Origin of the sequence: Zobellia alginiliquefaciens, from assembly GCF_029323795.1 — a bacterium.
In the GTDB taxonomy this organism is placed as follows: domain Bacteria; phylum Bacteroidota; class Bacteroidia; order Flavobacteriales; family Flavobacteriaceae; genus Zobellia; species Zobellia alginiliquefaciens.
Map to the genome: position 1 here is coordinate 4528414 of NZ_CP119758.1, position 12742 is coordinate 4541155.

The following is a 12742-nucleotide window of genomic DNA, read 5'->3' on the forward strand; positions in this document are numbered from 1 at the left end:
ATAATTAAGAGGGAGAAATACAAATGGATTTATTTAATCAAACCAATTTATTTTCAGCTAAAGAAGTCCGTAAAACTACTTTTGACTTGCCAGGAGCGGATATTTCGTTGTTTGAAAATTTCTTTAGCATTGAAGAGAGTAACAAGCTGTATAAAAGTCTACTTCATAATACGCCGTGGCAGCAAGAACAAATTGCCATTCACGGTAAATTGGTAGATTACCCTAGGTTGACCGCTTGGTATGGAGATGTTGACAAAGCCATTAATTACACGAATACCAAGAGTAAAATGCATTTGTGGAATAACGATTTACTTTTCATTAAAGAACGCATAGAGAAGGAGGTAGCTATTAAATTTACACGCTGTTTGCTCAATTATTATCGCGACGGAAAAGATAGCGTAGACTGGCATCAAGATTATAAAGGGGAACAACGAAAAAATACGGTTATTGCTTCTGTTACCTTTGGTGCAACCAGACCTTTTCAATTAAAACATGTATCAAGAACAGATTTAAAACGTGTAGATATCCCATTAGCAAATGGAAGTCTTTTATTGATGCAAGACGCTACCCAAGAAAACTGGAAGCATAAAATACCAAAGACCGCAAAACAGATTTCCCCACGAATTAACCTAACCTTTAGGTGGATCGGCTAATTTATCCGGCATCAATCTTTACTTTTATAGTTCTAACTTTAGAACCAATTTAAAGCATCTTATGAAAAAATCTTATTTAACCTTAGTGGTACACATTTTAGTAAAAGAAGAATTTAGAGAAGAAATAAAAGCCGAGTTGCTAAAACTTATTAGTCCCACGAGAGGAGAAGAAGGTTGTATTGCCTATGACTTACATCAAGATAACGATAATCCGAATCTGTTTTTATTCCACGAGAAATGGGTGAATCAAGATTATTTGACCAAACATTCACAAAGTGACCACATTGCGGCTTATAGGCTTGCCTCAAAAGACAAATTAGAAAATGTTACTGCTTACAAGATGACTGAACTTACAAACTAGGCTTGTACTAATAAAGGTTTGCTCTTATTTTAAGGTATTAAAAACCGGTAATTTTACCGGTCCATGTCGCATTTTGGCAATATTTTAAGATTTAACCCCTAAAAAACCTTTTTTTATACCTTCTTCTCCTCTTTTTGTACCTTAAATAAGGTGTGTTGTGGATTTACCTTTGTCTTCAGGAAAATTAAACAATACAATATAAATTACATAAGGATGAACACACCAAACATTGCACAAGAAGACATTTTAAACGCGTTTAACTACAGACACGCTACAAAAGAGTTTGATGCGTCAAAAACATTAACCGATGAGCAAATCAATTTCATTTTAAAAACAGCAAATTTATCTCCAAGTTCATTTGGTTTTGAACCTTGGCATTTTATCGTTGTGCAAGATAAAGAATTACGCGAGCTTTTAAAGCCAGTAGCTTGGGGCGCTCCCGTAAAATTAGATACTGCTAGTCACTTTATTCTAGGTCTGGCAATGAAAGCCCCTATGGTAAAACATGATGCGGCGTATATTGAACATATGATGAAAGAGGTAAAACAAATGCCTGTAGAGATTGTAGATGTGTACTCCAAATTTTACAGAGAGTTTCAGGAGCGCGATTTTACCTTAGATTCCGATAAAAAGTTATTCGATTGGTCATCAAAGCAAAGCTACATTGCTCTAGGTAATATGATGACTGCCGCGGCCTTAACAGGTATAGATTCTTGTCCTATAGAAGGTTTCCATATTGAAGATACCGAAGCTTTATTAAGAGATAAATTTGGAATAGATACGGATAAATATGGAATTTCTTTTATGGCTGCATTCGGATACAGAAAAGCGGATCCGGAATTTCCAAAATCTAGAAGACCATTAGAGGACATTGTAACTTGGAAGTAAGAAATATTATGAAAGCAATAGGATACAAAGAGAACCTTCCAATTGACAATATAAAGTCTTTACAAGATGTAGAATTGGAAACTCCAAAAGCTACGGGAAGAGATATTTTAGTAGAAATAAAAGCTATTTCCGTAAATCCAGCAGATTATAAGGTACGTGCGGGAATGCCTGCAGAAGGTGACAGCTGGAAAGTTATTGGTTGGGATGCTACCGGAATAGTTACAGCAATTGGTGAAGATGTTACCCTTTTTAATGTAGGGGATGAAGTTTGGTATGCAGGCGATTTTACACGACAAGGGAGTTATGCAGAATACCAAATTGTAGATGAGCGTATTGTTGGTAAAAAACCTCAAAGCTTATCTTATGCCGAAGCTGCAGCATTACCTTTAACCACGCTTACAGCCTATGAAATGTTGTTTGATAGGTTAGAGGTATCTAAAGACGATTCCAACAAATCTATTTTGGTTATTGGTGCAGCCGGTGGTGTAGGTTCTATTTTGGTGCAATTGGCTAAAAAACTGACGAAGTTGAACATTATAGGTACGGCTTCTCGTGAAGAAACTACCTCTTGGTTAAAAGAATTAGGTGCAGACACGGTTATTAACCACAGAAATAAATTGAGCGAAGAGTTCGAGAAATACAATTTACCGGCTCCGGAGTATGTAGTAAGCTTAAATGCTACGGAACACCACGTAGATGAAATTGCTAAACTGATAAAACCTCAAGGGAAATTCGGATTTATAGACGATCCAAAATCGCTAAATGTAATGCCTTTTAAAGGTAAAGCGGTTTCTACGCATATAGAGTTAATGTTTACACGCTCTATGTTTCAGACCGAAGATATGTTTGAGCAGCATAATATATTGAACAAAGCTTCTGAATTAATCGACAACGGAACTATTAGAACTACGTTAGGAGAAAATTTTGGAACTATAAACGCTGAAAACCTTAGAAGAGCGCACGCTTTTTTAGAAACGGGTAAAGCAAAAGGTAAAATTGTTTTAGAAGGATTTTAAGTGTAATGAGCCAAAAAATATATTATAATGAAAATTAAAATTACACTTGCAGCAGTAGCTATAACAGCATTATTTATAAGTACTACGGCAAATGCTCAAGTAAATACCATAGATTCTGTAGCCACTTCAAAAGTGCAACATTTCAATTTTGATGAAATGGAATCTGAGTCCATAGGTGAAGGCATTAAAAGAAAATGGTTTCACGGTGAAAAAGGGCAAATGACCATTTTTGACTTGGAAAAAGGAGCACATATTCCTTGGCATAAACACCCTAATGAGCAGATAACATACATTACGTCTGGTAAGGTAAAAATCAAGACTATAATTGATGGCAAAGAGGAATTTGTAATTGTTTCTGGCGGAGAAGTAATTGTTTTCCCAGAAAATGTACCACACGAATTTTGGGCATTGGAAAAAACAGTGGATTTAGATGTTCACGTTCCTGTTCGCCAAGATTGGTTAAGTAAAGAATTACCAGATTATTTAAAGAAAAGCGAATAAAATTTGCATCAGCAATACTTATTAATAAAACATTATAAAATATATCAAAATGAAAAAAACAATATTACTTGCATTAGCAATAGCAACAACGGCATATACAAGTGCACAAACACCAACAACGGATCCTGCCAAATCTGCAAATGAGGTGGTAACGGCAGACAATGTAGAATGGGGTTGGTTAAATCCGTTACGTGGGGACAAAAGTCCGGCTGCCGGAAAACTTTGGGGAGATCGTACAAAAAATGAACCTGCAGGTTTTTTAGTGAAATTTAAAAAAGGGTTTTCATCGCCTCCACACATTCACAACATTACTTATAGAGGTGTTGTAATACAAGGTTTATTACACAATGACGATGAAAAAGCAGAAAAACAGTGGTTGCCAGCAGGATCTTATTGGCAGCAACCAGCAGGAGAAGCACATATTACAGCTGCTGACGATAATGAAAATATGGCTTTTTTAGATATTCAAGAAGGTCCGTATTTAGTACAACCAACATCGGAAGCTTTTGATAATGGGGAAAGACCAATTAATGTAGACAAAACCAATATGGTTTGGCTAAATGCTAATGATATTGAATGGGTATCTGCAAAGAGTAATGTTGAAACTACATTTTTATGGGGAAGCCACGAGGAAAATCAATTGCGTGCAACACTTTTAAGGTTACCAGCAGGCTTCAGTGGAAAAATCAAAAATTTGAGTCCTAACTTTAGGGCAGTTGTTATTTCTGGAGGAATATCACATCAGTTTTCTAAAAAGGGAACTAAAAATCAATTAGACGCTCCTTCATATTTTGGTGCAGAAGAAAACGCAACCTCAATCATTTCAACAGCTAAAGAAACGGTGATATACATAAGAAGTAACGGTGATTTTGAAGTGAAGTAATGATGAAAAAGATTAGTATCATATTAAGTTTAGTTACTTCAGTTATGGCTTTGCAAGGACAAAACACCATTTCCGAAGTAGAAACATATGCTACGGTAGATCAAGCGGTGGGGAATATTGCTTTCACCAATGATGGTGAATTAGTGTATAGTCATCATCCATTTTTTTCTCCGGAAATAAGAGTGGTAAAGTTTGATAAAAAGGCGAATACAACTTCGCCTTTTCCTAATTTGGAATGGAACACACCACGAGAAACCGATGATAATTATTTAAGTAATGTTCTGGGAATCCGTAATGATGAAAATGGTGTTATCTGGATGATAGATATGGCGCAGCGTAATAATGTTACGCCAAAAATTGTAGGTTGGAATACAAAAACCGATAAATTAGAACGTATATATTACTTGCCAGAGTCAAGTGTACCTTCAATTAACCAACCTAATGATATGGTGGTTGATACCAAACACGGTTATTTTATTATTGCCGATGAAGGTATTGGTAATGGAGGAGATGGAAGCAAGGCAGCTTTTATCATCGTAGATATGAAAACGGGAAAAACACCTCGGGTTTTGGAGGGTACACGTACTACAAAACCAGAAAATACCCCAACGGTTATAAATAATAAGCATCTGGCAGTAAACGGAAAAGATTTGTTGATTGGTAATGACGGAATTACTGCCGATGCTAATTTTGAATACATTTATTACGGACCGTTAAACGGACCAAAAATCTATCGTATCAAAACAGTTGATTTGGTAAATGAAAAGTTTACAGATGTCGAATTAGATGCTAAAATTGAAACCTATTCAGACAAACCAAACAATGGAGGAATGTCCATTGATAAAGAAGGAAATATTTACTTAACAGCTTTGGAGACCAAAAGCGTAGCTGTAGTTTTAGCAAAAGACCGTAGTGTAAAAACTATGGTGCAAGATGAGAATATGGTATGGCCAGATGGTGTTAGTTACAATCACGCAGATGGGTACATGTATGTTTCAGCCGCACAAGTAAATAGGGGAGCTCCTTTTAATGATGGTAAAAGTGTAGCGACCAGACCTTTTTATATTTTCAGGTTTAAACCTATTGTTGAAGGTTTTGCTTTTAGGTAATATATAGACAAATAGTATCTAGAGATTGATAAGAGTTAGGTTCTGTTCTTATTAAGCAACATCATTCTAACATGCAAAACAAATTAAAGCATCTTGTTGTAAAACGGGATGCTTTGTCGGTAACCATGTGAGAGTTCTATAATGAATACCTGTAATCGATGGTATTTTTGAAAACCGTGGAGAATTGTTGCGGAAAGCCTTTCATTATATTAGTAATAACTTATTGAAGGTTTTACCTTTGCAGACTTAAGAAAAAGATATCATGCAAGAGCCCCCTTTTGAAATTCAGGAAAAGAAAACGGATAAAGAACTTTACAGTTACCAGCAAGGTGCTATTAATCAAATATTTGAAAAGTTTGATAATGAAAGAGATGATTATCACCTATTATATCAACTACCAACAGGCGGTGGAAAAACCGTAATTTTCTCTGAAATAGTTAGACAATATCTTAAAAACCACTCAAAAAAGGTTTTGGTAATGACCCATCGTGTAGAGCTCTGTAACCAGACTTCTAAAGTGCTTACTAGTTTTGGGGTAGTCAATAAAGTAGTCAATAGCAAAGCCAATTTAGATGACCAAGAACGCTACAATTGTTATGTGGCCATGGTAGAAACATTAAATAATAGGCTTAACGACGGTATATTGGATATCTCGGACGTTGGTTTGGTCATTGTAGATGAGGCCCATTATAACTCCTTTACAAAACTGTTCAAATTTTTCGAAAACTCTTTTGTCCTTGGGGTTACGGCTACGCCTTTAAGTTCCAATAAGGACTTGCCAATGAACAGTAACTATGATGAGCTGATTCCAGGAGAATCCATAGAGAATTTAATTGAAAACGACTTTTTGGCCAGGGCAGAAACGTATCAATATGATATGGGGTTGACTTCTTTGGAGATAGGTTCCAATGGGGATTATACCGTTAAATCCTCTTCGGACCTGTATACGAGTCCGTCCATGTTAAATAAATTATTGGAAGCTTATACCGCACATTCCAAAGGAAAAAAAACATTAATATTTAATAATGGTATAGAAACCTCCATTCAGGTATACCATACGTTTAGAAACGCAGGGTTGCCCGTTATGCATTTGGACAATACGGCTACCAAAAAACAACGGAAACAAATTTTGAAGTGGTTTCATGAAACTCCGGACGCGATACTAACATCCGTAAGTATTCTAACAACTGGTTTTGACGAACCTACTATCGATACCATTATCCTAAACAGGGCCACTAAATCTTTGACCTTGTACTACCAAATGATTGGTAGGGGTTCTAGGGTGCTGAACAACAAATCTAAATTTACCGTTATAGATCTTGGAAATAATATCCATCGTTTTGGTCCTTGGGGAGCGGACCTAGACTGGGAGGCTATTTTTAAATCTCCGAATTTCTACATAGACCGTATTAAGGACGATGAAGATATTGAAAGCACCTTTAAACATGAGTTGGCCGATGACATTCGTTCGGAATTTTCAAAATCCGAAAATACTTATCTGGATATTAAGGCTTTGTATAAGGATATCACCTTTTCGGGAGAATCCTCTAAAATGGTATTGGAAAAATCCATTGAACAACATGCCTATATCTGTATAGAAAACAGTGAAGATTTGTACGATGCTCTTGCATTGGCAAAATTACTTAAAGAAGATATTGATAACAGGATACAAGTGTACAGTAAATGTATAAGTAAGAGTACCTATAATTTTATCAGTTGGTTAAAACTGGATTACCAAAAAAAGCTTAACGCCTATCTTCGGGAAAATTTTGATTCCGTTTTTGAACAAATTCACGGTCATCCGCCAGAAGATTAAATAAGTTTATAGTCTAAACTCAAACAGTAGGACCCAGAAGAGAAGGTTTTGGAACTCATTTCTTTTTGCTGATTAGCATGCTTAAAGAAAAAAAAGAGAATAATGTATAAAGCGGTTAAGTGTGAGTGGTGGTAGTACCAGGTACTTTCGCTAAATTTATAAAACACCCAAAAAAGGTATTATGCAACGAGAGCCATGCAACCATATAACTGCTATTTCAGAAATTAAAACAGCTATTGAGCATGTTTGTGACGAATGTGTAAAGTTAGGTGATGGTTGGGTGCATTTGCGAACTTGTCAAGAATGCGGTGTTACCCGTTGTTGTGATGATTCAAAGAACAAGCATGCAACAGCTCATTATCATGCTACAAAACATCCGGTCATAAGTTCCGCGGAACAAAATGAACAATGGCTATGGTGCTATGCCGATGAAGCTTTTATAACTTACTAAACCAAAAACTATGATTGATCCTAAATATCCAGAACTTACCGATCTGCAAGTAGAGAAGCTTAAATCTTACGGTGAAATCGAATTTTATAAAGAGCCCACCGTGGTGTTGGATTTTGGTGATCAACACTACGATTTTTTCGTAGTGCTCACTGGCGGAATAAGAATTATTGATCCTGATAAAAAAGATGATAGCCTTACCATACATAGAAGGCATCAATTTTCCGGTTCAAGTAGTATTCTCTCTCATAGAACGGTTGGTGTATGTGGCGAAACTTTAGAAAACACACAACTAATACGTATTAGTCCCGAAAAGCTAAAAAGCGCTATTGCCAAATTCAGCGATATTAGCGATGTACTCTTAAATGCCTTTTTATTACGGGAAGATGCTCTTAAAAACAACGTTCAGGGTATAAAACTAATAGGATCCGAACACTCCAATGAAACGTATGCTATCCGTGATTTTATGGATAAGAATGATATCTGGTACAATTTTATAGATTCTGACAAGGAGGACGGATTGGTACAGATGCTAGATACTTTCAACTTAAAGGAATCGGATTTACCGGTATTGATCAACAGTCAGAATAAGATTTCTGTTCGCCCATCGATTGATGAAATTGGTATGTGTACGGGAGTTCGGTTAGAATTAGATGATGAAATCTATGATGTTTTGGTCGTGGGCGCTGGACCTGCAGGTTTGGCTTCTAGCGTATACGCATCTTCAGAAGGGTTAAATGTATTGACCATTGATAGTAATTCTCCTGGCGGACAAGCAGGTAAGAGCTCTAAGATTGAAAATTACCTCGGATTTCCGACAGGTATTTCAGGTCGGGATTTAGCGAACAACGGCTACATTCAAGCTCAAAAGTTTGGCTGTACTATTTCCGTTCCGCATAGAGTGGAAGGCATTGAACGTAAAGAAGGTTTCTATGAAATCAACTCTAACAACACTTCAACATTAAAAGCCAAAACAGTAATTGCTGCAACTGGCGCTGCATATAGAAGACTTCCTTTAGAGGGAATTGAAAAATTTGAAGGCTCTGGCATATACTATAGCGCCACATCTATGCATGCCAATATGTGCAAGAATAGTGAAATTGGTATTGTTGGCGGTGGTAATTCTGCAGGACAAGCAGCATTATTTTTAGCTAATTATGCACACAAAGTTTATGTAATCATCAGAAATGAGGATATTGGTGCCAAAATGAGCGATTATTTGGTGCAACGTATCATCGCTTGCGAAAATATTGAAGTATTGACCAGTAGTAACGTGGTTAAAGTTAGCGGGGATACGTATTTAGAAAAGGTTGAAATAAAAAAGAATGAAACGTTGATTGAGAATAACATCAATTACCTGTTCACTTTTGTTGGTGCCAAACCTTGTACCGAATGGCTAGACAATATTATCGATACCGACGAAAAAGGTTTTGTGCACACGGGTCTCACCATTTGCGATAATGCCCTTAAAAGCGAATCTGTATTCAACAATAGAAAGCCTTATACATTCGAGACCAGTTTACCCGGACTTTTTGCTGTGGGTGATGTGCGTTCAGGTTCGGTAAAACGTGTAGCTTCGGCAGTAGGCGAGGGGTCTATTGTGGTGAGTGATATCCATAAGTTTTTAGCTCTGGAAAACGAAGTGAATACTGTATCGTAATTTTATAGACCATGCCACGTACCATAATTGAAAATATTGTAATTCAAGAATACAAAGAGCAAACGTTTTTTGAATTTTGTAAATACACAACCATTCGGTTTTTTGAAATTGTTTACTTTGAAAAAGGTACGGGCACCATTAAAATTAATGGGAAAACGGTAAACTATTCAGCTAACAGTATTTTCGTTTTTGTGCCGGACGATATTTACATCGTAAATCCGGAATCGGCAACTACAACTGTAGCCATTAAGTTTTTAAAGAGCTTTTTTAGGGGAGATGCTCCGCAAAATGCAAATCTTCCGATAAACGATTGGTTTCGTAAAATTGAAGGTATTTTAAATAGTGAAAGTCATCAATTACGTGAAATGCGTTTTGAAACGGAATCGGACAAAATACACCTAATATCACTGATAAAAATGGTGGCTGCTGAAAACGATAAAAAGAAATCCTATGATCTCTTTATCATTCAAAATTCACTTTCTGTAATTCTTCATTTAATTGCGCGTAACATTCAGTTTTTAAATGCCGATATGAGCACTAAAATTGTTGAATCGTCTAAAATTCAGCAAATCATCAACTTCATTCACGCTAATATTTACAATTCAGAATTGCTTACCACCAAAAACTTGGCAGAAGAGTTTCATATGGCGGACAATTATATTAGTGAGTACTTTAAAAAACATACCGATGTTTCTTTAAAAAAGTACATTCTTAACTACAAATTAAAACTAGTAGAAACCCGTTTAAAATATACCGATTTGCAGTTTTCAGAAATTGCAATGGAATTAGGGTTTACAGATTCCAGTCACCTTAACAAAACTTTCCAAAGCTACAAAGGCATGACAATTGGGGCTTACAAGGCTAGTATTTCTGCTTAATTAAATACCATCAAAAATTCCTGAAATAAATTCACAACTCCTTCAAGTAACCCCTCAAATACGTCACCGAAATCCAACCAAGAAGCATCAATATCCAAGTCTGAAATTTCAGTCCAATCAGATGCTGATGTCAAAGACAGTCCGGTTAACATTTCAGTTTTCATCGCAACATAATCACAAGCTTCACCCGCTAATTCATGATACAAATCAAAGGCTTCATGAGATGTAAAAACGGACATTGCCCAACATGACAAGTCCACATAATCATACCACTTACTCTTTTTATGCGCTTTTTTCACCTCTTCTGGTGTGTAATATTTTTTCTTACCATTATCTCTAACTAGTATTTCTCCTATATCAGAAATGAATTCTTTTTTATTCTGTGGTGCTGGCTTACAAGATGTACTCATATTAATCTCAATTGTATTGGAGTAATTTACTTCCATAAACTTAAAAAATCACCATTAACCTTTTTTTTTACCAGAAGCCCTTTGTTTTTTACCCATTTAAAAGTGTATGTCCAAGATACCTTTGTACTGAGATTAATACAGAATAAATATCAACCAAAAACTTAATACTATGGACTACAAGAATTTTCAAACATTTACGGCAAAACAAACAGGAGGAATTTTAACAATTGATATCAACTTTGGACCAGTAAACGTACAAGGACAAGAAATGCTAGCAGATTTAAGCAGTCTTTGTTTACGATTAGAACGCGATAGAAGTGTAAAAGTAGTCGTTTTTGAATCTTCAAATCCAGATTATTGGGTATGTCATTATGATACCAACTTGCTTAGAGATATGTCTATAGAAGCAGTACCAAGAAACGAAGTGGAATTGTTGGACTTACAAGCTGTATTAGAACGCTTAAGCAACGTGCCACAAGCAACTATAGCAAAAATTGAAGGTTTTGCGCGTGGTGGCGGACATGAAATGGCATTGGCTTTAGATATGCGTTTTGCAGCCAGAGGAAGAGCCAAATTTATGCAAATGGAAGTAGGTATGGGCATTTTACCCTGTGGTGGTGGAGCTTCACGTATGGCAAGACAAGCAGGATTAGGAAAAGCATTAGAAATAATATTAGGAGCAAGAGATTGGGATGCTGATGAAGCTGAAAAATTTGGCACCATAAACAAAGCTTTAGACCCTGATGAAATAGGACCTTATGTGGATGCTTTGGCAGAACGTATTTCAAAATTTCCGGCAGATTCTATTGCAGCTAGCAAACGCGCAGTTTATGCGTCTATAGACTTACCAATTAAAGAGGCTTTAAAAGAAGAAGCATACCAATTGTTTCAAGCAACAAGTAAAACACCAGCCGTTAAGCGTTTCCAATATGCAGATGATAACGGTGCCCAGTTTGACCATAATAACCAAAAGAATTGGGAGCAAATGGTGATGGATATTCAAGAAGTAAATTAATAAAACAAGAATTATAATTAAATAAAAACAGAGATTGATATGAAAGCAATGTTATTAAACAGTTACGGAGAAAATGCAAATTTTGAAGTTTCAGAAATAGCGAAACCAGAAGTTACCGCAAATCACGTTTTAGTAAAAATAGCGGCATCTAGTGTAAATACTATAGACACTATGATTAAAAATATGGGTAATGATTTGCCTTTGTCACCTGCAACTCCAGCATTATTGGGAATGGATTTTTCAGGTATTGTAGAAGCAGTTGGTGATGGTGTGGAAGGTTTTAATGTTGGTGATGAAGTATATGGTTGTGCAGGCGGACTTGCAGATTTACCAGGTACATTAGCAGAATACATTGTAGCAGATAGCAACCTTGTGGCTCACAAACCAAAAGGATTAACAATGCGCGAAACTGCAGCCTTACCATTAGTAGCTATTACAGCTTACGAAGGGTTGACAAGAGCAGGCGTAAAAGCAGGTCAAAAAGTATTGGTGCACGGTGGTTCTGGTGGCGTTGGTCACTTAGCGGTACAACTGGCTAAGTATTTTGGAGCAGAAGTTTTTGCTACAGGAACAGGAGAAAACCAGAAAGCAATTGTTGAAAAATTCGGGGCAACCTTTATTGACTTTAAAACTGAAAAGGTAGCAGATTACACAGCAAAATATACCGATGGTGGTTTTGATGTTGTTTTTGATACCGTTGGTGGTCCAAACCTAACCAATTCTATTGATGCCGTTGCCTTAAACGGACACATTTCTACTACAGTTTCATTATGTGAGTTAGATTTAACACCGTTACACTTTAAAGGAGCTACACTACACGTAGTATTTATGTTAATACCAATGTTACATAATTTTAAAAGAGACGTGCACGGTAATGTATTAGAGCGTTTAGCAGAAATTTCTAACGAAGGACACTTAACTCCAATTGTAGATGAAAACAGCTTTTCTTTAGAACAAGTTGGTGATGCTTACGCACATTTACAAAGTGGTAAAGCTATTGGTAAAATAGTAGTTGAGAACTAGAATTAAATGTACGCGAAGGAATAGATTTCATATGTATATATGTCGATTAATATGTTTGTTGAATGCCCCATTTATGGGGCA

At 36.2% G+C, this 12742-nt stretch carries 14 protein-coding genes; 13 read left to right on the forward strand and 1 reads right to left on the reverse strand.

Annotation, left to right across the window (positions count from 1 at the left end):
- Positions 1-23 precede the first annotated feature (23 nt).
- From P0077_RS18620 to P0077_RS18670, 11 genes are all read left to right on the forward strand, one after another.
- Positions 24-653: an alpha-ketoglutarate-dependent dioxygenase AlkB family protein gene (locus P0077_RS18620; protein ID WP_276166703.1), complete on the forward strand. Its 630-nt coding sequence runs from the start codon at positions 24-26 to the stop codon at positions 651-653.
- Positions 654-714: 61 nt separating this feature from the next.
- Positions 715-1014, forward strand: a complete 300-nt coding sequence (locus P0077_RS18625) for a putative quinol monooxygenase (protein WP_276166704.1) — start codon at positions 715-717, stop codon at positions 1012-1014.
- Positions 1015-1227: 213 nt separating this feature from the next.
- Positions 1228-1902, forward strand: coding sequence for an NAD(P)H-dependent oxidoreductase (locus tag P0077_RS18630; protein WP_276166705.1), 675 nt, complete (start codon positions 1228-1230; stop codon positions 1900-1902).
- 8 nt (positions 1903-1910) lie between these two features.
- Entirely contained in the window at positions 1911-2918 is a 1008-nt protein-coding gene (locus tag P0077_RS18635) for a zinc-binding alcohol dehydrogenase family protein (RefSeq protein ID WP_276166706.1), read from the forward strand.
- 27 nt (positions 2919-2945) lie between these two features.
- Positions 2946-3419 (forward strand): cupin domain-containing protein, encoded by a 474-nt coding sequence (locus P0077_RS18640; RefSeq protein ID WP_276166707.1) that lies wholly within the window; start codon positions 2946-2948, stop codon positions 3417-3419.
- Between the two features lie 49 nt (positions 3420-3468).
- The gene (locus tag P0077_RS18645; RefSeq protein ID WP_276166708.1) at positions 3469-4302 is read left to right on the forward strand and encodes a DUF4437 domain-containing protein; all 834 of its coding nucleotides are present in this window, start codon (positions 3469-3471) and stop codon (positions 4300-4302) included.
- Positions 4302-5411 (forward strand): L-dopachrome tautomerase-related protein, encoded by a 1110-nt coding sequence (locus tag P0077_RS18650; protein WP_276166709.1) that lies wholly within the window; start codon positions 4302-4304, stop codon positions 5409-5411. The genes P0077_RS18645 and P0077_RS18650 overlap by 1 nt, the downstream gene beginning before the upstream one ends.
- Before the next feature lie 262 nt (positions 5412-5673).
- Positions 5674-7227, forward strand: a complete 1554-nt coding sequence (locus P0077_RS18655) for a DEAD/DEAH box helicase (protein WP_276166710.1) — start codon at positions 5674-5676, stop codon at positions 7225-7227.
- A gap of 181 nt (positions 7228-7408) precedes the next feature.
- Complete coding sequence (locus P0077_RS18660) at positions 7409-7678, forward strand: UBP-type zinc finger domain-containing protein (RefSeq protein WP_116769093.1); 270 nt, start codon at positions 7409-7411, stop codon at positions 7676-7678.
- 10 nt (positions 7679-7688) lie between these two features.
- Complete coding sequence (locus P0077_RS18665; RefSeq protein ID WP_276166711.1) at positions 7689-9335, forward strand: FAD-dependent oxidoreductase; 1647 nt, start codon at positions 7689-7691, stop codon at positions 9333-9335.
- A gap of 11 nt (positions 9336-9346) precedes the next feature.
- The gene (locus P0077_RS18670; RefSeq protein WP_013622430.1) at positions 9347-10213 is read left to right on the forward strand and encodes an AraC family transcriptional regulator; all 867 of its coding nucleotides are present in this window, start codon (positions 9347-9349) and stop codon (positions 10211-10213) included.
- Here P0077_RS18670 and P0077_RS18675 read toward each other — a convergent pair.
- On the reverse strand, positions 10210-10659 hold the full coding sequence (locus P0077_RS18675) for a DUF6559 family protein (RefSeq protein WP_276166712.1): 450 nt from the start codon (positions 10657-10659) through the stop codon (positions 10210-10212). The two genes, P0077_RS18670 and P0077_RS18675, sit on opposite strands and share 4 nt — an antisense overlap.
- 133 nt (positions 10660-10792) lie before the next feature.
- On the opposite strand from P0077_RS18675, the gene P0077_RS18680 reads away from it, so the two are divergent.
- Together P0077_RS18680 and P0077_RS18685 are read left to right on the forward strand one after the other, a co-directional pair.
- Positions 10793-11638 (forward strand): enoyl-CoA hydratase/isomerase family protein, encoded by an 846-nt coding sequence (locus tag P0077_RS18680; RefSeq protein ID WP_276166713.1) that lies wholly within the window; start codon positions 10793-10795, stop codon positions 11636-11638.
- A 39-nt stretch (positions 11639-11677) separates the two neighbouring features.
- A complete protein-coding gene (locus P0077_RS18685) occupies positions 11678-12661 on the forward strand; it encodes a zinc-dependent alcohol dehydrogenase family protein (protein ID WP_276166714.1) in 984 nt (327 codons plus the stop codon).
- Positions 12662-12742: the final 81 nt, after the last annotated feature.

Bases quoted from the DNA above. Each gene is read 5' to 3' on its own strand.
- P0077_RS18645 (WP_276166708.1), top strand. From the start codon at position 3,469: ATGAAAAAAACAATATTACTTGCATTAGCAATAGCAACAACGGCATAT.
- P0077_RS18685 (WP_276166714.1), top strand. From the start codon at position 11,678: ATGAAAGCAATGTTATTAAACAGTTACGGAGAAAATGCAAATTTTGAA.
- P0077_RS18650 (WP_276166709.1), top strand. From the start codon at position 4,302: ATGATGAAAAAGATTAGTATCATATTAAGTTTAGTTACTTCAGTTATG.
- P0077_RS18680 (WP_276166713.1), top strand. From the start codon at position 10,793: ATGGACTACAAGAATTTTCAAACATTTACGGCAAAACAAACAGGAGGA.
- P0077_RS18620 (WP_276166703.1), top strand. From the start codon at position 24: ATGGATTTATTTAATCAAACCAATTTATTTTCAGCTAAAGAAGTCCGT.
- P0077_RS18635 (WP_276166706.1), top strand. From the start codon at position 1,911: ATGAAAGCAATAGGATACAAAGAGAACCTTCCAATTGACAATATAAAG.
- P0077_RS18630 (WP_276166705.1), top strand. From the start codon at position 1,228: ATGAACACACCAAACATTGCACAAGAAGACATTTTAAACGCGTTTAAC.
- P0077_RS18675 (WP_276166712.1), bottom strand. From the start codon at position 10,659: ATGGAAGTAAATTACTCCAATACAATTGAGATTAATATGAGTACATCT.
- P0077_RS18655 (WP_276166710.1), top strand. From the start codon at position 5,674: ATGCAAGAGCCCCCTTTTGAAATTCAGGAAAAGAAAACGGATAAAGAA.
- P0077_RS18625 (WP_276166704.1), top strand. From the start codon at position 715: ATGAAAAAATCTTATTTAACCTTAGTGGTACACATTTTAGTAAAAGAA.
- P0077_RS18660 (WP_116769093.1), top strand. From the start codon at position 7,409: ATGCAACGAGAGCCATGCAACCATATAACTGCTATTTCAGAAATTAAA.
- P0077_RS18640 (WP_276166707.1), top strand. From the start codon at position 2,946: ATGAAAATTAAAATTACACTTGCAGCAGTAGCTATAACAGCATTATTT.
- P0077_RS18665 (WP_276166711.1), top strand. From the start codon at position 7,689: ATGATTGATCCTAAATATCCAGAACTTACCGATCTGCAAGTAGAGAAG.
- P0077_RS18670 (WP_013622430.1), top strand. From the start codon at position 9,347: ATGCCACGTACCATAATTGAAAATATTGTAATTCAAGAATACAAAGAG.